The following is a 25075-nucleotide window of genomic DNA, read 5'->3' on the forward strand; positions in this document are numbered from 1 at the left end:
CCGCCATGGCAAAAAGACCATCTGCCGGGGAATGGTCTTTTTGCATGGATGCTGTCAATCGGATGAGGACAGCCGGGTGGATGCCCTCCGCAGATACTGAACGGTCTCTTTCATCTTCATCTTGTGGGAAGCTTTCACCAGAAAGGTTGTGTTCGGCCGCAACCGGCGGCGCAGCAGCCTGTGCAGCTGCGCCTTTGTTGCGCAGTGGACCGCTCTTTCCTGCGGAAAACCGGACTGCGTCGCTCCCCGTTTGATGTAGCGGGCGCTTTTTCCGAGCGTGTACAGATAATCCACCTTTTTCTGCGCCGCATACCTTCCCACGAGCTTGTGCCCCTTCACGGCATAGTTACCCATTTCCAGCATGCTGCCGAGAACGGCCACGTTGGTTCCGGTTCCCACCTTGGCCAGCACGTCCAGGGCGGCTTTCACGGCGCTGGGATTGGCGCTGTACGAATCATCAATCACCTTGATTCCCCGGGACAAGCGATACATGGTTAATCTGCTCTTCGGCCTCCGAAAACTTCGCAATCCAAGCTGAATCGTGCCGGGACTGCAGTTCAGCTGATGGCAGACGGCGATGGCAAACAGCGCGTTGTAAATATTGTGTTCGCCCGGCACCGGGATAGAAAACGTGTATTCGGTGCCGTCCAATTTGACATCAAACGACATGCCGTTCTCCCTGTAACGGATGTTGTATGCCTGATAATCGGCATGCTCCTTCACGCCGATCCGGAAGATCCTGCCCCGGAATCCTCCGGTCGACAGCAGACGCGAATGGGGGTCATCCGCATTGAGGAACAGCTTGCCGGTTCGCCGCATGAAGCGGATCAGCTCCGATTTTGCCCGCGCCACTCCTGCGATGGTGCCGCCAACGTTGCCGATATGGGCTGTTCCCACGTTGGTGATGACTCCGTAATTGGGCTGAATGATCTGGCAATGCTTCCTGATGTGGCCGGCACGCAGCATCCCGAATTCCAGCACCACAGCACCGTGCGCAGCCGTTATCTTTTTCACAAGCTTCCGGGTGTACGGAACGGTATTCTGGTTATACGGCGTCTTGACGATCCGCCACCTTCTCCTTAAGACGGATCCGATCATTTCCTTGGTTGTGGTTTTCCCCGCGCTGCCGGTTATGGCGATCACCGGTTTTCTGAGGACTAGCGGTCGGTTCAACGAGACTCCCACCTTTCCCGATGAATTGCTTGCGTACGGGTGCATATCATTCTATGTCAAGGTTGGATCGCCTGTATAGACAGGTGTATACAGGACAGCTTGGGCGGTTGTCTACTGGCAGATTCCCGGCTGACCGAATAGACTGGAGCAAGCAAAGAAGCAGAAGGGGTGGAGCAATGACGACGACGATCCGTATCGCGGCCGTTGGCGACATCTTGATGTGGGGGAAGCAGATCGCCTCGGCGAAACGCACCGGGGAATCCGCCTACTCGTTCGATGAGATGTTTCAGCATGTCGCTCCCTATCTGAGAAGCGCGGATTTGACAATCGGCAACCTGGAAACGACCTTGTCGGGAAGGGAGACCCGCTACCAGCGGCGCAATCCCCGCAACGGCTATCCGATGTTCAACTGTCCGGATGAATTGGCGCCGGCCCTGAAAAAGGCCGGGTTCGACGTCCTGACGACCGCCAACAACCACTGCATGGATCGGGGGGCAAGCGGGCTCAAGCGAACGCTCAACATCCTGGACAAATACGGCATCTCCCACACCGGCACCTTTCGTACGGCAAGCGAAGCGCAATCCTTTTTGATAAAGGAAGTAAAAGGGGTAAAAGTGGGCATTCTTGCCTACACGTACGGCACCAACGGCATCCCCGTTCCTTCCTCCAGCCCGTGGATGGTGAATCGCATCCGCCGGAAAAAGATGCTGGCCGATCTGCAGGCGCTGCGCGGCAAAGCGGATCTGGTGATCGTCGCCCTCCATTTCGGTAAGGAATTTCATCGGTATCCAAGCGACAGCCAGCGCAGCCTCGTCCGTTTCCTCATGCGCAACGGGGCGGACGTGATCCTGGGCGCCCATCCCCATGTGCTGCAGCCGATGGCCGTGGTGCGGACCCCTGCCAAGCGTAAGTTCGTCATTTACTCACTCGGCAATTTCATCTCCGATCGGATGCTGGGCAGCCTTCGTTCGCAGAGCGGCGTCATTCTGCAGTTGACGATCTCGAAGCCTGCGAATGGCCAGGCGAGCGTAACCGGCGTTCACTATATCCCCACCTACACCCACAAGGGCTTGGCAAAGGGCCGGACGATGTTTCGCGTCCTTCCCGTCAAAAAGTTCCTTTCCAATCCAAACGGAACGCTCGGCAAGGGCACCCTGCAAACGTTGAGAACCGTATGGAGAACCACCACCTCCCATCTGAAAGGAAAGCCGCGATAAGAACCCCCGCCGACGTAAGCTGTCGCTGGCGTCGGCGGCTCCTACAAAACAAAAGCACCCGCCATGGGGTGCATTTGTCAGCAAAATCTCGTTTTCAATGCAGCGTGCAGCGTATGTCGCCAGTTTGGTGCCCTTGTCAACCTGGTAGCTTTCGATGGCTTTGATCAGGCCGATGGTGCCGATGGAGATCAAGTCTTCGCTGTCTTCGCCGGTGTTTTCGAACTTTTTGACGATGTGAGCAACCAACCGCAGGTTATGTTCGATCAGCTTGTTCCGCGCGAAGGAGTCCCCTTCGGCCATCAACCGCAGATACTTCTCCTCTTCCGCCTCCGGAAGCGGCTGGGGGAAAGCGTTATTCTTCACATACGCAACGAACATGACAAGCTCTTTAAAGAACAGCGACAGGGCCATGAAGATGCTGGACACAGGTGCCACCTCCCCTTTCTGGATGCTCCCTATCCCTACCTTATGTGGGCGGATGCCTACGCGTGCCTGTACGGAAAAAGGAGGGTGCCTCTCATCGATTGGAAATACGCAAGTCTGCCGTCCCCTGCACGCCATCGAAATCATCCACATCCCTTATCCCTTCGAACGAATAGGTGACCAGTCCCGTAACAGAGGAATTTTCTCGAATTTCTACAAATGCATCGATACGTTTTGGCGGTTCCGCAAAAGCGTTGATCAGCGTTTGGGCCAAATCAGGTGTTTTCGTGCCGGAAAGGCGCTCCGCCACCTCTTGAATAAACAAGAATTTTGACTCATCCTGATGAGGAAGAACGATTGGTTCCAGGATAATCTGGCTTTCAGCCCCAAACTCACTGACAGATTGAATGAACTTCATGATCCTGCTGCCGTTTTTTTCTTGCACAAAATACGTTCGAAACGTGTCATCCGATGCAGCTCCTTCTTCAAGGCCAAGCGTATACCCATACTTTGCGGCGATCTCGCTTATCAGCTTGATTTTATTCTCCATCCTGGTTTTATTATTTTCCAGCTTTAACCCCGTGGTCGTTGCGGCCGAATCTCCTGTTGTTTCAATGCTCGTCCCATCTGAAGATACATTGGCATTATCTTTTCTAAGAGGATTGGCTAGGTAGCCCGATTCCCTGCCGTACATGACCAACACATAAGCGAATCCTTCGCTAAAGCTATACGTTCCATCGTATTGCAGCGGGATGACCTCGTTGCCCTTTTTGTCGATATAGCCCCCCTTCCCGTTTTTTACAACTGCTGCGAGACCTTCTCGGAAGCTTTGAACCGTATGATACTGAGGTGAAATGACTACCCTGCCTGTCTTGTCGATAAAACCTCTCAGCCCGTTTGTTTCAACTCCTGCCAAACCCTCGCTGAAATCCGATGCCCAGCTATATGTCAGCGGAATCACTTCCTTGCCTGTCTTGTCGATATAGCCCCATTTCTTGTTCTTTTCGACCCACGCTAAACCCTCACTAAAATTTCCGGCATAATCATATTGGTTTTGCAGCTTTACTGCTTCTTTGCCGGTCTTGTCAACATAAACCAGCATTCCATTTTTCCTGGTTACCAATAATCCTTCACTGAAACGTTCCTTTCCCAAATAATATTCCAGAGGAAATACACCCCTGCCTGTCTTGTCAATACAAACTATCTTCCCTTTGATTCCTACAATCGCCAGTCCTTCACTGAAATTCGATCCCCAATCATATTGTGGCGGTATCACTTCTTTGCCGGTCTTGTCTACATAACCATACTTGTCGTTTTTTTGAACCAATGCCAAACCTTCGCTGAAGCTTTCCGCCCACTGATATTGCGGCGGTATCACTTCTTTGCCCGTCTTGTCGATATAGCCCCATTTCCCGTTTGCATAGACTGCCGCCAGTCCTTCCCGGAAGCTATGAACAAGTTCATATGGAAGCAGCAGGACTACATTCCCCGACTTGTCAATATAACCGTACTTTCCCTCGATTCTGGCTATCGCCATTCCTTCACTGAAACTGTCAGCTGGAAAAATTTCAGTGGGATAGAGCTGAGATTCCAGTACGAGAGTTGGAGACTCTTCCGCAGCAGCTGTCGAAATCATAACTGGTATGAAACCGGACAGTATTGCCATACATAACAATACCCTTACAAACCCCTTCAACTTCATCGTCTCCTTTCCTAGAAGTTAAAAACAATCCAACTCTACAAAAGAGTACTTGCCGGGAGCTTTGAACCATTACAAAACCTTCACGCTAACCTTGGCTGTCTTGCCGTTATTTTCAACTGTTATCGTTGCCTTGTCCCCTTTTTTCGCTGTTTTGGCAACCGTGACCTTGCCGTCCTTGCTCACTTTTGCTACTTTCTCATCGCTGCTTGTGTAAACCGTGCCAGTCGAAGCTTTCGTTACATCTTTCTTGGTCTTGTCCGACATGGTGGCTGTAACGGTCAGCTGATTCGTTTTGCCTGGTTTGAGTGAAACATTCGTGGGAGAAACGGTAATGCTGTGCACAGTGGATTGATCATCGGTAAGAGGGTTGGCGATGATGTAATAGCTTCTTTGACCAGCATCTGAAACGACAGCAAAACCACCACGAAAAGGCGTTCCCCAAAATTCAGGGGTATCAAATCCCAAGACTTCTTTTCCCGATTTGTCGATATATCCAAATACTTCGTCACCGTTACGATTCAGCTTTACAACCCCTGCCAGCCCTTCGCTGAAATCAAAAACAGAATCATCCAAGTTATTTGCCACATACTGAAGGCGAATCACTTCCGTTCCTTTCTTATCGATAAACCCCATTTTGTTGCCAACGCGAACGCTTGCGAAACCTTCGCTGAAATGATGCACTTCACTATACTTGGGCTTGACAACTTCAATACCCTTTGTGTTGATAAAACCCCATTTTCCATTCTTTTTAACCGGCGCCAGACCTTCTTTGAAGCTGTACGCATCCTCATATTGAAATGTAATGACTTCTTTGCCTGTTTTGTCGATAAAACCCCATTTCCCATTCTTCTTAACCGGTGCCAATCCATCTTTGAATACATGACCATCCTCATATTGAGGTGTGATGACTTCTTTGCCTGTCTGATCAATGTATCCAACTTTATGATTCTTTTTCACATGAGCAAGACCTTCACCGAAACTATTTGTATCTTCATACCGTAGTGGGATGGCTTCTTTTCCGAATTGATCCACATATCCCCATTTCTTATTTTTCTGCACCTGGGCAAATCCTTCACTGAACTTTAAAGCAACCGCATCATATTGAGGACTGACAACTTCTTTGCCTGTCTTGTCGATGTATCCCCATTTCCCATTTTTCTTAACAGCAGCCAGCCCCTCATTAAAACCGCTTACTTCCTCATATATTGCCTTAATGACGACTTTACCATTGGTATCAATAAAGCCATATTGCTCCTTCTCCATACCATTTTCCATGTCCATGCTTATGTCCAAATACCATGCCAGACCTTCACTGATCGAACCAACCATGTCGTATGGCAGATACTCGTGATCCTCTTCCGCAGCAGCCATAGGCATGATGCCAAACAGCATTGCAATAAATAGCAAGGCACTTACATATTTTTTCATTTGATCGTCTCCTTTCTGGCTGTATGTACAGTATTTTTCAAAATCATCATACGCAAAGTCCTTTCCATCGTCTGTTGACTATGAGTCACATCGTGCGGATAGAATGGCAAAGTTCTACCACTTTTGACCTGCTTTGCCGATATTGCTCGTAAGCAAAACATGCGTACTGTCAGGAGGTCTTTTCTTCATGGACATTCGATCCGAGTTTGGACAGCGAGTACAGGAACTTCGGACTAGAAGCGGCATGACGCAGGAGATGTTGGCTTACAGGGCGGGGTTGGATCGGACATACATAAGCGGTGTGGAGCGGGGGGAGCGCCTTATCCTACTTTAAACCAGTAGAAGTCCGTGCTCTTGTCGATCATCGGGAAATGAAGGTGAACGGAGAGCCGATTGTCTACTCGCCTCATGTTGCAGAGAAAGCAATCAAGATCTAAGAGAAAATCACCAAGTATTGTGATAAAATCGCTGTATTGTGCAACTCCCGATTTATGGTAAATCAACTGGATCAAATTGCCAAAATCAGTGGAGCATATGACATCGCCCATCACATATACGGTAAAGACAGACAAATGATCGACCAGGCTTATGGAATATTAAACATTCGCGGCAATGAATTGATTAAAGCTGCGAAATAATCCTTACAATCAACAGGTGAAAATGACTCGATACGTTCCCAAACGTGAAGCCTCGACCAGCCGGTTCCATGCTGCTTTTGAACCGGCTCTCTCATTGAACAACATGTTTTAAATTTTCCTCCGTTATGCCTTTTTGTTTTCCCTCTTCTGTAATTTTGTGCTCAAACTGCATTACTTCATTGTGTGCAAAATAGATATATTGGACATATGGTTCATCTTTAAAGACGACAACCACATAAAAGGGCGGCAGCTTAATGTTCCAAACGCCCTCAATCGATTTGATGTCCTCTTTTTTATAGCCCTCTTCTTCCAAAAGGTATGTGGTTACCCTGTTTACGTAAATCATTTTATTTACTTGGACATAAAGAAATGGCGAAAAAGCGATGGCGATTAAAATGACGACCCATACGCTTATGAAAGCGATTTTTTTCTTCACCTAAACTCCTCCCCCTCGACCCGTGGTATTTCTTTTCCAAAAGAACACACCGGCCAAGACGATCTGAAGCAGCGGAAACAACCCGATCAACTGAAAGGCATTTTCTGCTCCGATGAAATAATAAGCAATCGGCAGAAACAATACAGCGCTGATCAGCGACAACGCCGAGGACTGTGCCACGATTGCCAAAAATAAAACCCCAATGGAGAGTATGCCTGACATCCACCACAAGAAAATGATGAGATTCAATGGTATCACTCCGTCAATATTTTACAAATATTCCCATGCCATTCTCCCGGAGATTCCCTGAATAGTACAAAGCCCCACCCGGCACAGCAGATGCTGCATCAGGCGGAGCCATCTGTTTACCAGAAAGAAAGAATCGCTTCGCGGACGATCTTGGCCGCAAGCGCCGTCGTGATCCCGGCGTTGTCATGCGGCGGGGAAACTTCCACCAGGTCCATGGCCACGATATGTTGCCCTCTGAGCAGCCGGATGGCTTGCATGATCTCCGCGGAAGAGACGCCCCCGGGTTCCTGGGTGCCTGTGCCCGGCGCATAGGCGGGGTCCACCACGTCGATATCCAGCGTGAGATAGATCGGACGGCCGTCCAGTTCCGGCAGGATGGTCATCAGCGGGGCAAGCACGCCGTCCTGCCACAGATGCGTATGTTCCGCCGCATAGCGAAACTCATGCTGCTCTCCGGACCGGATGCCGAACTGATATATCCGGCGGGGAGGCAGGAATTCCATGATGCGCCTGATGACGGTGGCATGGCTGAGCCGCTCGCCAAAGAATTCCTCCCGCAGATCGGTATGGGCATCAAAATGGAGAAGCACCAGATCAGGGTAGGTTTCCGCCACGGCCCGCACCGCCGGATAGGTAACCAGGTGCTCCCCGCCGAGCAGAAAAGGAATTTGTCCCTGGCTGACAATCTCCCGTGTGGCTTCGTAAATGATGGCGAGCGACTTCTCCACGTTGCCGAACGGCAGCACCAGATCGCCGCTGTCATACAAAGGGATGGAGGAAAGATGGCGGTCCAGATGGGGACTGTATTCTTCAAAGCCCTGGGACGCCTGGCGAATGCCCTGCGGACCGAAGCGGCTTCCCGACTTAAAGCTCACCGTATAATCCATGGGCGCTCCATACAGAATCACTTTTGCACGTTCGCGGTCGGCTATGCTTTTGAGAAAGCTGCCGGCCTGAGTATATTGTACGTGTTTCGCAACCACCATGTCAGGCGACCTCCCCTTCCTGTTCGTTTTCTCCGTCTTTGGGAAAACGAAAGACGCGACAGATTCATCGACAGGAGGACGGCTATGAAAAATCGCTTGTCCGGCATACCATCACCCCGTTTGAAGCGTTTCCGGCTCGGATGGCTGTCAGGCAGCCTACTGGTAATTATAGGAAACCTTTTGTCTTGTGTCAAACAAGCGCCACTATTCAGATAAAAACTCCCCGCCCGCCCCGGCTGGTTTTTCCCGTTGGCAGGGAGGCAAATGTACGCACATCGTCATATCATATACCGTTCCGCTGTACAGTCGGGAGCTGCATGAGGAGGAATGGTTCTCTTGACGACACTCTATATTACCACACGGGCATGGAAACAAATCGAGCGGGCCGTACGCCGAGTTCCCGGAGTTGAAACCGGTGGGATCATGATGGGCTATCCGTTAAACGAGACGGATTGGGTCGTGACTTACGCGAGCGAACCGGGACCAAAGGCCATACATGAACGGCGATCCATCTTTTTCGATGATCAGTATCTGCGCGGGTTGATCCGCCGCCTGCACCGGCAGCGGTCCAAGAAGTGGCGTTATATCGGGGACTGGCACAGCCACACCGTGCGGCGGCTCTCCCCCAGCCGGGGCGACAGGGAAACCCTGCAGCAGAAGGCGGTTCAGGCCGTCTACAGTTCGTCCTCGCCGCTGATGCTGATCGTCGGCCTGGGCAAGCAGGACCAGATCCAGGCCCGCGCGTTCATTCTGGCGAACTCCCTGCGTGAGGTTCGTCAGATTTCGCTGATTGAGCGGCAAGCGCTCCTACAACTTGTGCGAACACAGCGGTTGCGAGATGGGAGCGGTTAGCCGGCTGGTTCTCCACCACGACGGCGATGGCATAGCGCGGTTCCTTGACCGGCGCATACCCGACAAACCACTGATGATACAGCTGTGCACCCGCCGATGCCGTCTGGGCGGTGCCGCTCTTGCCCGCCACCGTCCAGGCCGCGTGTTGAAGCATGCTGCCGGTGCCATCCTCGTCGCTTACCACATTCGCCAGCAGCCGCTGCAGCTTGTAGGCCGTCACCCGATCAATGCCCTCCGTCTCCAGAAGCTGGGGCGCAAAATGGTGGAAGGTCACGCCGTTGCGGTAGGTGATGTCGGAGACGATGCGAACGGTACCCGGCGTCCCGCCGCGCAGGATCGTCACCATCATGTTGGCTGCCTGCAGCGGTGTCATCCGCACGTCCCGCTGGCCGATCGCCGTCTGGATCAGCACGCCCTCGTCGCTGTGGGGGGCACCGTCCGCAAAGACGCTTCCCGCCTCTTCACCGTCAAACTGGCGAAAATCGGCAAGCTTGAACAGCTGCGGGGAAAGATGCCCAACCGGTGCGGCCAGCCCGAGCCGCCTGGCGTATTCCTCGATCTTTTCCCCGCCTACCCGCTTGGCGATCTGGGCGAAGGTGACATTGCAGGACTGGGCGAACGCCTCGTCCATCGTCAGCCAGCCATGCCCTTCCTTTCGCCAGCAGGAAAAGCCGTACTTCCCGTATTCGCCGTCGCAGAAAAAGCGTTCGGTGGGAGAGACCGTCCCCTCCGCCAGGGCAGCGGCGGCCACCACCGTTTTGAACACCGAGCCTGGAGGAAGCTGCTTCAGGGCATGGTTCTGCCAGGCCCCGCCAGCCACCTCCACCTTCGTCTGGTCAAAGGAAGGGCGGCTGACCATCGCGATCACATCCCCGGTCTTGGCGTCCAGCACCACGATGGAACCTTCCCGGATCCCGTTGTGGTCGGCGATCTCCTCCATGCGCTGCTGGATATCGCGGTCCAGGGTGGTGACGAGGGACAGCGGGTAAAAAGCGTTGTCCTGACGGTTGTAGCGCACGTTCAGCCCTTGCAGGGGGGCGCCGCTGCCATCCACATAATAGGAGAGGATGGACGGCTCCACGCCCTGCAGAAACCGGTCAAAGCTGCGCTCCAGTCCGGATGCCCCCACCATGCTGTCCAGGGTCATTTTTCCTTCTTTCCATTCCGGTTCATACGCCTGCCTGATGATGTCCGGATTCCGGTTGACATACCCGATCACGTGTTTGGCCACGCCATCCGGCGGGTATCGTTCGGTGACAGGCAGGGCCAGAATGCCGGGCAGATGAAGCTCATTGACGGCTTTCGCCTGCTGCTCCCCGAGCGGGACCACCTTCCCCTCCTCATCGCGCAGCAGCACCGGCGTTTTGGCCTGCTGCAGGGTACGCAGAAGTGCCGCCTCCGGTTGATGGACGATGTGGGCCACCCGCGCCAGGGCTTCTTCCAGATCGTCCCTCCCCTTGGCGAGCGGGAAAAGAAGCAGGGCTTGCTGTTCCACGCCGGTAAAGGAGCGCCCGTGCCGGTCCAGGATCTCTCCCCGGCCGGTATTCAGCATGATGCTTTGCTGCCGCTGTTTGACCGCGCTTTTCACCAGATCGATATCGTGGGCGGAGAAATGGTGCGTGGCGGCGATCTGAATCCACCACAGACGCAGGACAAGCCCCGCCCAGAGCGTCGTCAGCAGAAGCAGCAGCAGAAAACTGCGCCGTTTTGCACGCATTGCCGGATTCACCCGCGATTCCCCCTTCCTGTCTTATCCAGTATGCCCAACAGGAGGGGGAACCCAAAACAATGGCGTGCCGTATGCCGGCACGCCTCATCATGTAGACAAAGTCCATCTGTCAAGGATGATGGTTCCTGCTCGCTCTCTTGACGACCCGCGAGGAAGTGGGCTGTGTCCGCTCCGAAACGCGTCGCGGGCAGGGGGCTCAACATCTGGGCGTTTCAGCGATGTGAGACTCACGCCCCCTGGGATCCCGCGTCTTCGTTTCTCCGCTGAGCCGGTCGTCAAAGGAGCTCGCTTGGCCCCATCACGCCATGACGCTAACAGAAGTTTGTCAGCAGTCTGCGGCGTGCCGTATGCCGGCACGCCTCTGCTTTTGAAAAGATGATCAACAAAATCAGCTCAGCTGTTTTTCCGCCAGGATGTTGCGGATCTTGGTGGATAACAGGTCAAGCGCCACGCGGTTGTAGCCGCCTTCCGGAATGATGACGTCGGCGTACCGTTTGGTGGGCTCGATAAACTGCAGATGCATCGGCCGCACGACCGTCAGATACTGGTTGACGACCGACTCCAGGGTTCTGCCCCGCTCTTCGATGTCCCGTTTGATCCGCCGGACAATCCGCACATCCGCGTCGGTATCCACAAACACCTTGATATCCATCAGCTCGCGAATGCGCGGATCTTCCAGGATCAGCATGCCCTCGAGAATGATGACGTCCTTCGGCTCCACCAGAACGGTTTCCGGGCGGCGGTTGTGCACCTTGAAATCGTAGATCGGCTTTTGGATCGCCCGGCGTGCCAGCAGCTGCTGCAGATGGTAGAGCAGCAGGTCATTATCGAAGGCGAACGGGTGATCGTAATTGGTCAATGCGCGCTCTTCCATGCTGAGATGGCTTTGATCCTTGTAGTAGGAATCCTGTTCGATCAATGTCACGCTTTCATGCTGAAACTGTCGAAACAGTTCGGTCGCTACCGTGGTTTTGCCGGATCCGCTTCCCCCGGCTACCCCAATCAAAACGGGGTGACCCATGTTTCCAATCTCCTTCCTGTGTCCAAAAACTAGGATGTTCGCTGTTTTTTTATGCTGACCGCCATCCCGTCTCCCACCGGCAGAAAGGTGGTCTCCAGTTCGGAACGATGCGCCAGCCCCGCGTTGAAGCGGTTGATTTTCTCCACCAGCGGCCGCAGCCGTTTGTCGGCGGCTTGCGGTTCGGGTACCAACCCCCGGAACAGCACGTTGTCGCAGATGACCAGTCCGCCTTCCTCCAGATGCGGCAGATAGCGGTCGAGAAACGTCTGGTACTGCCCTTTGGCGGCATCAATAAACATGCAGTCGAAGCGGTAACGGTCCGGCAGGCCGGCCGTCGCATCCCCGTGGATCAGTTCAATCCGCTCTGCCACGCCTGCCTCGGCAAAATTTTGGCGGGCACGCGCGATCCGTGCTTCGTCCATCTCGATCGTAACGATGGTTGCCTCCGGCGCCGCCTCGGCCATCCAAATGGCGGAATAGCCGATCGCCGTCCCGATTTCCAGGATGGCGGAAGGCTTGTGCAGCTGCAGCAGCAGCCGCAGCACCTGAGCCGCCGGCAGCTGAATGATGGGAATCCCTTCCGCAGCCGCCTCCGCCTCCAGACGGGCCAGCAGCGGCGAGCGTTCGGGTGCCAGCTGTGTCAGGTAGGCCTCGATGGCTGGATTGGTTATCACGTTGTATCACCTCCCTGTACACGCAACCGCCACATTATACCACATCGCGCCGCCGCACGCAGAAAAAATCACCAGCTGCCGCGGCTTTTGGCGTCTTTGGCCAGATGCTCTTCATAAGTTTTGGAAAAGTAATGCTCGGACGAGCCGTCTTTTTTCGTCACGAAGAAGAAATAGTCGTGCTTGGCCGGCTGAACGACGGCTGCCAGCGAAGCGCGCCCGGGATTGGCGATCGGTCCCGGAGGCAGCCCGGGGTGGAGATAGGTGTTATAGGGGCTGTCCACCTTCAGATCATCGAACGTGATGCGGTCGCGCTGTTTGCCCAGCACAAACTGGACGGTGGCACAGGACTGAAGCAGCCAGTGTTCCCGAATCCGGTTGAAGAAGACGCCGGCAACAATCGGGCGCTCCTTGTCCACCACCACTTCCCGTTCGACGATGGAGGCCAGGTTGACGGCATCATCGATCGACATCTGCCGTTTTTTCAGCGTTTCCACCCATTCGGGCTTCATCTCTTTCTGGAACTGGGCCAGCATTTTGGCGATGATCTCATGCTCGGTAGCCCCTTTTTTTACCTCGTACGTGTCGGGGAACAGGTATCCTTCCAGGCGGTATTTCCGCTCCGCCTTTTTCGGGATGGCCGCCACGAACGGAAATTCGGGAAACGAACCCGTATTCACTTCTTTCAGAAACTTTTCTTTATCGACCAATTTCTGCTCGGCAAGCGCCGTGGCGATCTGCTCCACATTCCAGCCTTCCGGAATGGTAAACCGGACGCTGTCTGGGATGACGTCCCCGTTTACCATGCTCGCCACCATCTCATCGATCGTCTGCCCGACACGGAAGCTGTAAGTTCCCGCCTGCAGCCTGCTGCCGACGCCTTTGCTCCGGACATAGTAGGCGAAGATCGTGCCGCTGCGGATCAGGCCGTTCTCTTCCAGCAGACCGCCGATCTCCCGCACGCTCGCCCCCGGAGGAATCTTCACCTGTTTTTGCACCGCCTGGGAGCCTGGTGCAACCGGCTGCAGCTGGGCGTACACATAATAGACGCCGCTTCCCGCCGCCAGGACGAGCACCATGCAGAACAGCGCCAAAAACCGGAGCCAGCGGCGTCCCCGCCTCCGGTTGTTGCCGGAGTTGACCACCGCAATTCGTTCGTCTGCCGTCTCTTTGGTGTTGGCTTGCATATCGCTCCCCCTCTCCTGCATCGTCATCCATTATAGCGAAGATTGTCAGCGGTTGCATCCAGCCTGACCGAAAAAAGGAGGGACATGGCGTCCCTCCTCAGATTCCGTCTTCTTTTTCCAATTCGGCGATCAGTGTTTCAAACGTCGCTTCCACCTGTTCCCATTCCTCATCGTCTTCGATCGGCTGCAGCATATCGGTGCCGTCGTAGCGGAGGAAATGCACTTCGTATTCCTCTTCCTCCTCCTGGTCGACGGGAACCAACACCAGATAGGAACGGTCTTCGATATCAAAAATGTACATCACGCGGAAATCGCGCGCCTCATCCGTTCCTTCCTCGGTCAGCGCAATCACGTCGCCAACGTCGAATCCTTCCAACATCTCGTCACTCATCTGAGGTCACCTCGATCTTGCGTCCAGATAACCCTGCAGGATTAACGTGGCCGCCATTTTGTCAATCACTTTCTTTCGTTTCTGCCGGCTGACATCGGCCGCAATCAGCATGCGTTCCGCCGCCATCGTCGTCAAACGCTCATCCCACAATTTGACGGGAAGCGATGTCCGTCTGGCTACCATCTCCGCAAACGCCTGACAGCTCTCGCCGCGCGGTCCGATTGTGCCGTTCATGTTCTTCGGCAGACCCACGACGATCTCGGCGACCTGATACGCTTCGATCAACGCCTGCAGACGCGCGATATCTTTGTCGTTCGACTGCCGCCGGATGGTTTCCACCCCCTGAGCGGTCCATCCCATCTCGTCGCTGACCGCCACGCCGATTGTCCGATCGCCGACATCAAGACCCATTATCCGCATAGTGCCTCCTGCCTGTATCGGCCGCGGCGGCCATGATCCGCCGCCAGCCGGCTACTCTGACCGCTGCTGCGCCAAATACACCTTGACCAGCTCTTCCAGCAGACGGTCGCGTTCGATCTTGCTGATCAGGCTGCGTGCGTTGTTGTGGCGCGGAATAAAGGCCGGATCGCCCGAGAGCAGGTAACCGACGATCTGGGTGATGGGGTTGTACCCTTTGTCCTGCAAGGCATTGTATACCTCGATCAGGGTCTGGCGTACCTCCGGTTCATTCGATTCCTTCGGCACCGTGTATTTCATGGTATTGTCCATGGAACTCATTACCAACACCTCGATTCACCTGTAAAGAAGGATTACCTTCTCACGGTCATCTCTCTCTTACCAGTGTATTCTCCTTGCCGCTTGACAAATCCTTGTTGGCCAGCACATTTTTCACCGTTTGGGTTCAGGCGGGCTTACTTCGCCACGGCCTGGCTCTGCACCCATTCCGCCACCAGGCCGAGCGCATCCGCCAGCTTGGACGGATCTTTGCCGCCGGCCTGCGCCATGTCGGGGCGACCGCCGCCGCCACCGCCGCAGCGGGTTGCCACCTCTTTGACCAGTTTGCCGGCATGGAAGCCTTGCTCCATCAGGTCTTTGGTCACGCCCGCCACGAGGTTCACCTTGTCGCCATCGACGGCGCCCAGCACGATGACCGCCGAGCCCAGCTTGTTTTTCAACTCGTCCACCATGCCGCGCAGGCTGTCCATATCGGCGGCGGAGACGCGGGCGGCCAGCACGTTGATGCCGGCTACCTGCTTGATCTGCTCCGCAAGGGAAGCCGCTTCGATATGGCCCAGTTTGGCGCGCAGCGATTCATTCTCCCGCTGCAGCTCCTTGATCTGCTGCAGGAGCCCTTCCACGCGAACAGGGGTTTCCGACAGGAGCGGAGCTTTCACGGCCTGGGCCACTTCGCGCAGCGTTTGCAGCTGCTGATTCAGGTACTGGTATGCGCTGCGGCCGGTTACGGCTTCGATGCGGCGCGTGCCCGCCCCGATCCCGCCTTCGCTGACGATCTTGAAGAGACCGATATCGCCCGTGCTGCTGACGTGGCAACCGCCGCACAGCTCCAGGCTGTAGTCGCCGACCTGCACCACCCGCACGATGTCGCCGTATTTTTCGCCGAACAGCGCCATGGCTCCCATCGCCTTGGCTTCCGCAAGCGGTTTGTGCATGATCGTAACCGGAATGTTTTCCCACACCTTCTGATTGACAATCGCTTCGATCCGCTCCAGCTCTTCCGGCGAAACCGCGCTGATATGGGTGAAGTCGAAACGCAACCGGTCGGGAGCCACCAGGGACCCCGCCTGGTTGACATGGGGGCCCAGGACATCTTTCAACGCCTGATGGAGCAGGTGGGTCGCCGTATGGTTTTTGGTGATGTCCAGTCGGGAGGCGCGGTTTACCTCCGCCCGCACCTCTTCCCCGACGCGCAGGGTGCCGGCTTCGATCACGACGGAATGGACATGCTGCCCCATCGGCCCTTTCTGCACATCCTTCACGCTGGCTTTCACCACATCGGAGAACAGGATCCCCTCGTCGTTGATCTGTCCGCCGCTTTCCGCATAGAAGGGGGTGCGGTCAAGGACGACCTGGACCGTTTGCCCTTCTTCCGCCGCATCGACCAGTTGGTTGTTGGAAATGATCGCCGCCACTTTGGCAGTTGCTACCAATTCAGTATATCCAATAAACTCGCTCTTAACCGCCAGATCGGACAGCGGGCCGCCCTGAACCTGCATGCTGTCCACATCCTGACGGGCCGCGCGGGCGCGTTCGCGCTGCTCTTCCATCGCCCGTTCAAAGCCTTCATGGTCAACCGTCAGGCCTTGTTCCAGCGCGAAGTCTTCCGTCAGGTCAATCGGGAAGCCGTAGGTATCATACAGCTTGAACGTATCCTGGCCGGAAAGCTGCGTGTGGCCTGCCGCCTTGGCTGCTTTCACCATCTCTTCGAGGATCGCCAGGCCTTCGTTCAATGTCTCATGGAAACGCTCCTCTTCGCCGCGGATTACTTTTTCGATGAAGGCGCGCTTCTCCACCACTTCCGGATAGAATTCGCCCATCATGGTGCCCACCACTTCGGTCAGGCGGTAGAGGAACGGCTTCTCGATGCCGAGCTTCTTGCCCATGCGCACGGCACGGCGCAGCAGGCGGCGAATCACGTAGCCGCGCCCTTCGTTGGACGGCAGGGCGCCGTCGCCGATGGCAAACACCACCGTCCGGGTATGGTCGGCGATCACTTTCAGCGCCACGTCCAGTTCCGGATCCTGCTTGTACTTGACGCCGGAAATGGCGCTGGTCGCTTCGATCAGCGGGAACAGCAGGTCGGTTTCATAGTTGTTGTCCACTTCCTGCAGAATGGATGCCATTCGTTCCAGGCCCATCCCGGTATCGATGTTTTTCTTGGGCAGCGGGGTATAGCTGCCGTCCGGGTTGTGGTTGAACTGGGAGAATACCAGGTTCCATACCTCGAGATAGCGTTCGTTTTCACCGCCCGGGTAAAGCTCCGGATCGTTCGGATCATTGCCGAAGCGCTCGCCGCGATCGTAGAAGATCTCCGAGTTCGGCCCGCAGGGACCCTCCCCGATATCCCAGAAGTTGCCCTCCAAGCGGACGATCCGTTCCTCGGGAATGCCGATTTCCTTGTGCCAGATTTCAAACGCCTCGTCATCTTCCGGATGAATGGTCACGGAAAGCTTCTCCGGTTCAAAACCGATCCATTGCGGACTGGTGAGGAATTCCCACGCCCAGTGAATCGCCTCGCGCTTGAAGTAATCGCCGATGGAGAAGTTCCCCAGCATTTCAAAGAAGGTATGATGGCGGGCGGTGCGGCCCACATTCTCGATGTCGTTGGTGCGGATCGATTTCTGCGAGTTGGTGATGCGCGGGTTATCGGGAATCACGCGGCCGTCAAAGTATTTTTTCAACGTGGCGACCCCGCTGTTGATCCAGAGAAGGGACGGGTCATCGTACGGAATGAGCGACGCGCTCGGTTCCACGTGGTGCCCCTTGCCTTTGAAGAATTCGAGAAACATTTGGCGAATCTGGTTGCCTGTCAGCCTTTTCATGCTCTTTTCCTCCTTGCGTCAACGGATAGTATGCGGAATGCGTGCATGGCTCCGTGTGCAGACAAAGTCCTGCGTCGGTCGTTAAAGGAGCTCGCTTGGCCCCATCACGCCATGATCAAACAGAAGTTTGCTTCGGAATGCGCGCATTCCCCTCGATCAAATAAAAAAGCCCCCATCCCTTCAGGGACGAGAACTTTGATCTCGCGGTACCACCCTGCTTACAAACGCCTGGCATAGGCCAATGATCCGCGTCTGTCGCTTTGGGGCGGGTAACGGTGCCTAACCGCCGGTTTTTGCCCGGTCTCCGGATTAGCCTTCTGTCGCTCTTCTTCTGGACCATCTCTCAACCACGGATCGTCCTCTCTGTAGAAGGGCTGCAACATACTCGATCCTTCCAAGATCTCTCATGAACTGTTCAGTCCGTATTATAGAATGTTCACGGCAGGCTGTCAACTTTCATGCATGATGACGGCGATGCGGCTGATCACTGCCTTGCAGGCGGCAAGCACCGGCACAGCCAGGATCATGCCGATGATGCCTCCCACCGCCTCCCCGGCCAGCAGCGCCATGATAATCAGGAGCGGGTGAAGGTGAAGGGTGCGCCCCACGATGTTGGGGGAGAGAATATTGCCCTCCAGCACTTGGATCACCGTGTTGACCAACAGCACCAGCAGCGCCGTTTTGGTGGAGATCGACAGCGCCACCAGGATGGCCGGCGCCGCTCCAATGAGCGGGCCGATGTAGGGGATGATGTTGGTCAGGCAGACAAAGGAAGCCAGCACAAACGGATACGGCATGTCGAGCAACCAGTACCCCAGATAGGCCATCACGCCGACCACCAGGGCGACGATCATCTGCCCATGGATATATTTGCTGAGGGATTCATTGACATCACGCAGGACCGCCAGCGTCTGCCGACGGTACCGGGCAGGCAGCAGCGTCATCCCGGCGCGATGGATTTCCTTCATGTCTTTCAACAGATAAAAGGCGATAAACGGGACAACGGCATAGGCTAGGAGCTTGCCGAGCGTGTTGCGGGCATTGTTGACCAGCGTGCTGATCGCCTGGGACACTTTTTCATGCGACTGCACGATGACGCGGTCTACCCCGAGGGAGACGCTGTCCGGAAGAAAGTACTTGTGATCTTCCCACTCCCGCATCCACGCATGGTACCAGGCCATCAGCCGGGGCAGATCGTCGGACAGTTCCACCAGCTGGCGGGCAAACACCGGGATCGCATTGATGCAGGCGACGGTAAGGAGCAGCAGGAAGGAGAAGTAAATTAGCAGGACGGCGATCAGACGCGGCACTTTCCTCTTCTCCAGCGCCTGCACGACGGGATGCAGGAGGTAGGCGATCACCAGTCCGACGAGAAACGGCACCACCACTTCGCCGGCCAGATGGGAGAAGCGGGAGAGCAGCGGCCGCAGCAGCCAAAGCAGGTTCACGATCACCAGCGTCAGGATCGCATAGACCAAAAACGTGAAAAACCGGTTTCGCCATGGCTCGTTCACGGGCCATATCCCCCTTTCCTGCTTTTCACACACTTTAGCTTGCACAGACATTGGGGAAACATGTATCCCTTGACAGCTTTCTCTTCCCGGCATACAATGAGGATAACAAACGGATAACTTCCAAAGGGGAGTAGCTGAACAACAAACGTCGTCATTACGGGATGAGAGTCCCCGGCTTTGTTGGCAACGCGCACGTTGTAAGCAAGACCTTTGCCGAGCACGGTAAAGGTCTTTTCTTGTGCGGATATGGGAAAATGACCTTGCCTGCCAGGCGAGGTCTTTTTTTATAGAAAAAATTGGAATGGATGGGTGAGGAACATGGAGATCTTGTTTACGACGGCTTTCTGGTCTTCCTTATTTGCGATTATCGTGATTGATCTGGTGCTGGCGGGAGACAACGCGATCGTCATCGGTCTTGCGGCACGCAAACTGCCCAAGGAACAACAAACCAAGGCCATTGTCTGGGGAACGCTGGGAGCGGTCGTCATCCGGGCGCTGGCCACCCTGGCCGTGGTATGGCTGTTAAAAATCCCCGGCCTGCTGCTGATCGGCGGCTGTATGCTGGTCTGGATCGCCTACCGCCTGCTGTGCGACCAGAAGGAGAAAAACGAGATCAAGGCGGGTGACAATCTGTGGGCGGCGATCCGCACGGTCATCATCGCCGACGCCGTGATGGGCCTCGATAACGTGATCGCCGTGGCCGGAGCCGCCCATGGCGATCCGCTGCTGGTGATCGTCGGCCTGCTGGTCAGCGTGCCGATCATGGTATGGGGCAGCACCTTGATCCTCAAAATCATGGAACGCTTCCCCGTGGTGATCTATTTCGGGGCGGGGGTATTGGCGTGGACCGCAGCCGACATGATCATCAAGGAGCCGCTCGTCTCCCGGTACATTGCGGCCAGCCCGCTCCTGGAGTGGGGACTGAGCCTCATCCTGGTGGCCGGGGTCCTGCTCCTTGGCAGGATCAAAAACCAGCCGCACCGAAAAGAGGTTGCGGAACAATCCTAAGAAACCCCCGCCGACTTAAGCTATGCTTAACCCCAAAAAGTGACGTTGACCTTCGAAGCTTAATCCGGGTACTTTTTGGGGACCCCTGAACATGCTGTGTCGGCGGGGACCCCCATCATACCCCCGTCGAGGGAAGCTAACGCATGACCCACTCACAATAACGGATGCCGCAGCCCCCGGTTTATGGCGCTGCTGACCGCGTTTCTTTGCTCCGAATCACAAAACTGCATCCGATGCCTGCAGCAGACAGGAGAGCCATAAACAGATACAAAGCAGATCCGCTGAAAGTATCCATGAACCAACCGCCCATGACCGAACCGATGATGCCGGAAACGCCAAAAAACAGGACGGCAAGGACGGTTTGACCGGTAGATTTCCATTCATCAGGTACGATCGCATGCAGGTATTGAATGGCCGCCGTATAAAACAATACGAATGTCACTCCCTGAAACAGCTGGTACCAGACAATCAGAGCCGGATTCGGCGTTAAAGCGCACAGCAAAAAGCGCAAGGTATAAAAAAAGGCTGCGATGGCTATCACTTTCAGCTCGTTTCCCGGTTTGATGAAGCGGTGGGCCAGCGCGAAAAACACCACTTCAATCATGGTCATGACGAACCAAGCTTGACCTACGAGCTGCACATTTCCCCCCAATTGGCCGATATAAATCCCGATAAAGTAGTCGTTCATTCGTTGGGGCAAGGCTGAAATGAAGACGAGCATAAAGAAGCCGATCGTTCGTTTATCGGACACGAAAGCCTTTAGATCCTGCAAGCGTATGGGTTTGTTTGTGGTGGAAACATCCGCAAGCAGGAAGCCGAGCAAAAAGGACAGGATTCCATAACCGCAAAACAGATAGGTCAAGGCATGCATGCCCAATCTGTTCGCGATATAGCCGATCGACAAGGAAGAGATGGCAAAGCCAAGCGCTCCAAACATTCGCACGGAGCCATAGCTCACTTGATTCTTTTGAGATGTCTGATAATTGAGACTCTCCACCAGCGGGTCGGTTGGCAAGAAGAAAAAGAACAGCAGTGAGACCAGCAGCAATAAGAGTACCTGATCAGATGTTTGAAACAACATAGCGCCGATCAGGATGGAACAACCGAGAATCGGCTGTAATACCTTTTTGATGGTGCGCAGCTTGTCGCTGATCAAGCCCCATATCGGCTGGGATACGATACCGATAAACGCCCCCATGCCGATGATGAATCCGATATGTGTTTCCGACACTCCCTGGGCGGTGAGATAAACCGGAAGAAAGGACAGGAAAATGGCGAATAACGAAAAGTAGAAATAGTTATATATGCGCAAAAGAGTGACGTGCATCCGATTCTTCCTTTCCTGCGTTGTGTATTTCTGTTTTACCACTCACCATGCGGCAGTAATGGCGACGAGCCCCGCATCCAGCTCTTGAAACAAATATACGATACCCCTCTATCGTATACAATATGTTATGAAAAAATTTCTCATCAACTGCCGGTTCATCGAGAAAAAACGCCCGATCGATGATTGATCGGGCGTTTCCTCGCAAACCTGTTGTTACTGGGCAAAACGTGCCGCAGATCGCATGACCATTCGCCCCCATCTGCCCAGGTTGCGTTTGGCCAGTGCCCAGCGGAATGCTTTCATGGCTCTACGTGTAAAGCGATTTTTCCGTTGCGGAAGCAGCATGTACCCAATTCCGGCAATCAGGCCGCTGGTGAGGATCACACCAAGAAGACCGCGTCCCGTCATGGTTAACACCCCCCCTGAGCTTGCGAACCAGTTCTGTTGCCAAACAGGTACCTTTAGTGGGCGGGCATGGGCTGGTCTTCAAAAAACAGATCATTGAGCGAGTGCAGCGAACCATCCTCTTCCACCTGGTAAACGGAGGAGATCTGGTCACCGGCCACACTCATCTCAATAAAACAGTTCCAGCAGTAGTATTGGTTGGTACCGATTTTGCCAATATCTTTGGAGCCACAGTTTGGGCATATCACGCGCATATCCAGTCCTCCTTGCACAATCACGCCTGGAAACGGTTCGAATCCGGCACAATCAAATTCTCTTCCCCGATGGTGACGGACAAAGGCGCGGGCAGACGGCGCCGCCCTTCCTTCACATCCGCGATCCATCCATTGGAAACTTCGTATGCTACGAGTCTCTCCCAATTGGGGGAAAAATAAACATCTTCCACCTTACCTACATGTTCTCCGGATGTCGTATAAACCGATTTCCCCTTCAACGTGCCCTTGCCTGTCAGGAAACCGACCGTATCGCTGTCAGCAAGTTCGTGCAGAGAAGTGACTGCGCGATCATCCGCGACGGTGAGACAATCCGTGCCCACCGAACAGATCTTGTCCAAAGGAATGTAAGCTCCCTCCTGGAACCAGCCTGCTTCTTTCAACACAACCCCCAGCACGCTCCACTCCAGGTCGCACAGAATGTCCCGGACCCTGCCGATCTCATCTCCCGATTGGAGGGAGAGGACTGGCAGCCCGATTACATCCGATGCTTTGCGCATAAGGGACATCCCCCTTCCGCCTTCTTAGTATCGGCGGAAAGGGAGTATGCATGCGGAGTAAACTGTTCCAGCAGGATCACGCCTGACGCAGCCGCTCTTCCAGATAGGAATAACGAACGCCTTCATCATCATTCTCCACGGCGATGCGGAAGGCTTCCGGATCCCCGCAGAGAATGAGAAACGACTTGCTGCGCGTAATGCCGGTGTAGGCCAGTTTCCGTCGCAACATCCGGTAATAATTGCGGACAAAAGGCATCACCACGATGGGAAACTCGCTCCCCTGCGATTTGTGCACGGAACAACAATAGGCCAAGGTCAGCTGGTGATACTGGGAACGGCGGTATACCACTTCCCGGCCGTCAAACGAGACCACCAGCATCTCCTCGTTCTCTTCGTTTTCCTGGGGATAAAAGATGGCAACGATCTCCCCCATGTCCCCGTTAAACACCTGTTCTTCCGCGTTGTTCACCAGCTGAAGGACCTTGTCCCCCGTCCGGAACACCGTCTCGCCGAACTGCACTTCCCGTTTGCCGGGCGTTTTCGGATTAAACAACTGCTGCAGTTCCATATTCAGCTGGTTGACGCCTGCCGTCCCTTTGTAGAGGGGGGCGAGCACCTGGATGTCTTTTGCCTTATATCCTTTTTTTACGGCCCCGAGACAAATTTGTTTCACCACTTCCACCACATCTTGTGGCGAACTTGTGAAAAAACGGCGATCGGCTGTCGTGTCCATCAGATCAGCCGGCACCTTTCCCTGGCGGACATCGTGCGCGAGCCGGATGATGGAAGATTCCTCCGCCTGCCGGTAGATCTCCGTCAGCTGCACCCGCGGCAGCAGGCCCGACGCGATCATGTCCATCAGCACGTTGCCCGGACCGACGGACGGCAGCTGGTCAGGATCCCCCACGAGGATCACCTGCATGTCCTCCGGCAGCGAGCGGAACAGTTGGTTGGCCAGCCAGACATCCACCATCGACATTTCATCGACGATCAGCAGCTTCCCGCGCACAGGGTGCTCGGCATCATGCTCGAAGCCTTCCCCCTTCCAGCCGAGAAGCCGGTGGATCGTCATGGCGGGAAGCCCTGTCGCCTCCGCCATCCGCTTGGCCGCCCGTCCGGTAGGAGCCACCAGCAGGATCGGAAACGGGTTGTCATGCGGATCATACCGGCGCAGATCGAGGGAGATGCCGTGCAGAATGGCAAACACGCGGCAGATCCCGCGAATCACCGTCGTTTTCCCCGTACCCGGCCCACCGGTCAACAGCAGCAGCCCGGCGGAGATGGCCCGCTCAATCGCCTCCCGCTGCGCCGGGGCATAGCTGATGCCAAGCTCCTCCTCCACGCTGCCCAGCGCCTTGAAAAATTCGGACGCGGGAAAGGTGCCGAAATCGCTCCGCTCCGCAAACTGGCGCAGCCGATTGGCCAGGCCGATCTCGGCATAAAAGAGGGAGGGCAGGTAGATGCGCTCCTCGTCCCAGACAATTTTCTGTTCCAGGAACAAGGTGCGGGCAGCCTCCCGGACATCGTCGGCCGTAAACGGATGGCCGCCGATCTCGTTCAGCAGCCGAACGGTTTTTTCCGCCAGCTCGTCTGCCGGCAGAAACACATGCCCCTCGCTATAGGAACTCTCCTGCAGCACGTACAGGCATGCCGCCTGCACCCTCTCCGGCGAAGAAGCCGCGATGCCGGTCGCCCGGGCGATCTCATCCGCCCGTTTGAACCCGATGCCCTGGATGTCTTCGATCAGCCGGTAAGGGGTTTTGGTAAGCACATCCATGGTTTCCATCTTATATGTTTGAAAAATCCGCAGCGCCAGATGCACGCCGATCCCGAACTCGTACAGGAACACCATGGTCCGCTCCAGCGAACGGTGCTCCAGGACCGACTCGTAAATCTGCTTGGCGCGCGGTGTCGAAATCCCCGGAATCTCTTCCAGCCGCTCCGGGTGGTCTGCAATGATGGCGAGAGCATCCACGCCCAGATGGTCGACGATGCGCTTGGCCATTTTCTTGCCGATGCCGGAAAAGAGGCCGCTCGCCAGATACCGCTCGACGCCCGCCCGCGTCTTGGGGGCTTCCCGTTCATACCGGGACGCGGCGTACTGCATCCCGAAGCGGGGATGGTTTTTCCACTCCCCGTAGAAGGTGTACAGCTCCTCCGCGTGCGGACGTGGAAAATTGCCGACCACGATCACTTCCGATTCCTTGATCGGTTCGTTGGTTTCCTCTATTTTCAGGCGAATGATGCCGTACCAGTTGCTTTCGTTGTAAAAAATCTCCTGTACCATGTACCCCCGGATGAAACTGTCCGTAAACAGCGGGAGCATCTGCTGGGACATTTGACGCCGCCTCCCATCGAAACGTGTCATCCGCCCAAGCTCACGGCCGCCTGGAGATTGGGCAAAAGACACAAAAATCCACTTTGC

Annotated in this window: 24 protein-coding genes and 1 pseudogene; 4 read left to right on the top strand and 21 right to left on the bottom strand. The window is 55.2% G+C overall.

The window, feature by feature from the left end:
* Window positions 1-54 precede the first annotated feature (54 nt).
* A complete protein-coding gene (locus tag G3578_RS03385) occupies window positions 55-1173 on the bottom strand; it encodes a UDP-N-acetylmuramoyl-tripeptide--D-alanyl-D-alanine ligase (protein ID WP_241254438.1) in 1119 nt (372 codons plus the stop codon).
* 176 nt (window positions 1174-1349) lie between these two features.
* Between G3578_RS03385 and G3578_RS03390 the strand changes: the two genes are divergently transcribed.
* Window positions 1350-2390 (top strand): CapA family protein, encoded by a 1041-nt coding sequence (locus tag G3578_RS03390; protein ID WP_165208652.1) that lies wholly within the window; start codon window positions 1350-1352, stop codon window positions 2388-2390.
* Between the two features lie 78 nt (window positions 2391-2468).
* Here G3578_RS03390 and G3578_RS21250 read toward each other — a convergent pair.
* From G3578_RS21250 to G3578_RS03405, 3 genes and pseudogenes are all read right to left on the bottom strand, one after another.
* Window positions 2469-2816: pseudogene (locus tag G3578_RS21250) on the bottom strand (sigma-70 family RNA polymerase sigma factor); the annotation flags it as partial.
* Window positions 2817-2907: 91 nt separating this feature from the next.
* Window positions 2908-4509, bottom strand: a complete 1602-nt coding sequence (locus G3578_RS03400; RefSeq protein ID WP_165208653.1) for a WG repeat-containing protein — start codon at window positions 4507-4509, stop codon at window positions 2908-2910.
* A gap of 75 nt (window positions 4510-4584) precedes the next feature.
* Complete coding sequence (locus G3578_RS03405; RefSeq protein WP_165208654.1) at window positions 4585-5943, bottom strand: WG repeat-containing protein; 1359 nt, start codon at window positions 5941-5943, stop codon at window positions 4585-4587.
* A 187-nt stretch (window positions 5944-6130) separates the two neighbouring features.
* On the opposite strand from G3578_RS03405, the gene G3578_RS21345 reads away from it, so the two are divergent.
* Window positions 6131-6277: a helix-turn-helix domain-containing protein gene (locus G3578_RS21345; protein ID WP_165208655.1), complete on the top strand. Its 147-nt coding sequence runs from the start codon at window positions 6131-6133 to the stop codon at window positions 6275-6277.
* Window positions 6278-6672: 395 nt separating this feature from the next.
* On the opposite strand, the gene G3578_RS03415 is transcribed toward G3578_RS21345, so the two are convergent.
* The 3 genes from G3578_RS03415 to speB all read right to left on the bottom strand — a co-directional run bounded on the left by G3578_RS03415 (window position 6673) and on the right by speB (window position 8252).
* Window positions 6673-7017 (bottom strand): DUF3139 domain-containing protein, encoded by a 345-nt coding sequence (locus tag G3578_RS03415; protein ID WP_165208656.1) that lies wholly within the window; start codon window positions 7015-7017, stop codon window positions 6673-6675.
* Complete coding sequence (locus tag G3578_RS03420; RefSeq protein WP_165208658.1) at window positions 7018-7266, bottom strand: hypothetical protein; 249 nt, start codon at window positions 7264-7266, stop codon at window positions 7018-7020.
* Between the two features lie 116 nt (window positions 7267-7382).
* Window positions 7383-8252 (bottom strand): agmatinase, encoded by an 870-nt coding sequence (gene speB, locus G3578_RS03425; RefSeq protein WP_165208660.1) that lies wholly within the window; start codon window positions 8250-8252, stop codon window positions 7383-7385.
* Between the two features lie 336 nt (window positions 8253-8588).
* Between speB and G3578_RS03430 the strand changes: the two genes are divergently transcribed.
* Window positions 8589-9104 carry a Mov34/MPN/PAD-1 family protein gene (locus G3578_RS03430; protein WP_165208662.1) on the top strand — a complete coding sequence of 172 codons (516 nt, stop codon included), beginning with the start codon at window positions 8589-8591 and terminating at the stop codon, window positions 9102-9104.
* Here the strand turns inward: G3578_RS03430 and G3578_RS03435 are convergent.
* The 9 genes from G3578_RS03435 to G3578_RS03475 all read right to left on the bottom strand — a co-directional run bounded on the left by G3578_RS03435 (window position 8998) and on the right by G3578_RS03475 (window position 19138).
* On the bottom strand, window positions 8998-10833 hold the full coding sequence (locus tag G3578_RS03435; RefSeq protein ID WP_481752716.1) for a peptidoglycan D,D-transpeptidase FtsI family protein: 1836 nt from the start codon (window positions 10831-10833) through the stop codon (window positions 8998-9000). The genes G3578_RS03430 and G3578_RS03435 overlap by 107 nt on opposite strands.
* 388 nt (window positions 10834-11221) lie before the next feature.
* Window positions 11222-11854, bottom strand: a complete 633-nt coding sequence (gene udk, locus G3578_RS03440) for a uridine kinase (protein ID WP_165208663.1) — start codon at window positions 11852-11854, stop codon at window positions 11222-11224.
* A 29-nt stretch (window positions 11855-11883) separates the two neighbouring features.
* Entirely contained in the window at window positions 11884-12528 is a 645-nt protein-coding gene (locus G3578_RS03445) for a class I SAM-dependent methyltransferase (RefSeq protein WP_165208664.1), read from the bottom strand.
* Window positions 12529-12596: 68 nt separating this feature from the next.
* Complete coding sequence (mltG, locus tag G3578_RS03450) at window positions 12597-13712, bottom strand: endolytic transglycosylase MltG (protein ID WP_165208665.1); 1116 nt, start codon at window positions 13710-13712, stop codon at window positions 12597-12599.
* Between the two features lie 97 nt (window positions 13713-13809).
* Entirely contained in the window at window positions 13810-14103 is a 294-nt protein-coding gene (locus G3578_RS03455; protein ID WP_165208666.1) for a DUF1292 domain-containing protein, read from the bottom strand.
* Window positions 14104-14109: 6 nt separating this feature from the next.
* The gene (ruvX, locus tag G3578_RS03460; protein WP_165208667.1) at window positions 14110-14523 is read right to left on the bottom strand and encodes a Holliday junction resolvase RuvX; all 414 of its coding nucleotides are present in this window, start codon (window positions 14521-14523) and stop codon (window positions 14110-14112) included.
* Window positions 14524-14574: 51 nt separating this feature from the next.
* Window positions 14575-14841 (bottom strand): IreB family regulatory phosphoprotein, encoded by a 267-nt coding sequence (locus tag G3578_RS03465; protein WP_165209344.1) that lies wholly within the window; start codon window positions 14839-14841, stop codon window positions 14575-14577.
* 134 nt (window positions 14842-14975) lie between these two features.
* Complete coding sequence (gene alaS, locus G3578_RS03470; protein WP_165208668.1) at window positions 14976-17624, bottom strand: alanine--tRNA ligase; 2649 nt, start codon at window positions 17622-17624, stop codon at window positions 14976-14978.
* 449 nt (window positions 17625-18073) lie between these two features.
* A complete protein-coding gene (locus G3578_RS03475; RefSeq protein ID WP_165208669.1) occupies window positions 18074-19138 on the bottom strand; it encodes an AI-2E family transporter in 1065 nt (354 codons plus the stop codon).
* A 318-nt stretch (window positions 19139-19456) separates the two neighbouring features.
* On the opposite strand from G3578_RS03475, the gene G3578_RS03480 reads away from it, so the two are divergent.
* Window positions 19457-20146 (top strand): TerC family protein, encoded by a 690-nt coding sequence (locus tag G3578_RS03480; protein ID WP_165208670.1) that lies wholly within the window; start codon window positions 19457-19459, stop codon window positions 20144-20146.
* A gap of 181 nt (window positions 20147-20327) precedes the next feature.
* Here G3578_RS03480 and G3578_RS03485 read toward each other — a convergent pair whose 3' ends face one another.
* The 5 genes from G3578_RS03485 to recD2 form a co-directional block, all read right to left on the bottom strand.
* Window positions 20328-21473 (bottom strand): MFS transporter, encoded by a 1146-nt coding sequence (locus G3578_RS03485; RefSeq protein WP_165208672.1) that lies wholly within the window; start codon window positions 21471-21473, stop codon window positions 20328-20330.
* Between the two features lie 213 nt (window positions 21474-21686).
* Window positions 21687-21881, bottom strand: coding sequence for a hypothetical protein (locus G3578_RS03490; protein WP_165208674.1), 195 nt, complete (start codon window positions 21879-21881; stop codon window positions 21687-21689).
* A gap of 53 nt (window positions 21882-21934) precedes the next feature.
* Window positions 21935-22132, bottom strand: a complete 198-nt coding sequence (locus tag G3578_RS03495) for a DUF2797 domain-containing protein (RefSeq protein ID WP_165208676.1) — start codon at window positions 22130-22132, stop codon at window positions 21935-21937.
* A gap of 20 nt (window positions 22133-22152) precedes the next feature.
* Window positions 22153-22650 carry a PRC-barrel domain-containing protein gene (locus G3578_RS03500; protein ID WP_165208678.1) on the bottom strand — a complete coding sequence of 166 codons (498 nt, stop codon included), beginning with the start codon at window positions 22648-22650 and terminating at the stop codon, window positions 22153-22155.
* A gap of 76 nt (window positions 22651-22726) precedes the next feature.
* Window positions 22727-24988, bottom strand: a complete 2262-nt coding sequence (recD2, locus tag G3578_RS03505; protein ID WP_165208680.1) for an SF1B family DNA helicase RecD2 — start codon at window positions 24986-24988, stop codon at window positions 22727-22729.
* Window positions 24989-25075: the final 87 nt, after the last annotated feature.

Origin of the sequence: Brevibacillus sp. SYP-B805 (assembly GCF_011059135.1) — a bacterium.
Lineage (GTDB): Bacteria > Bacillota > Bacilli > Brevibacillales > Brevibacillaceae > Brevibacillus_F.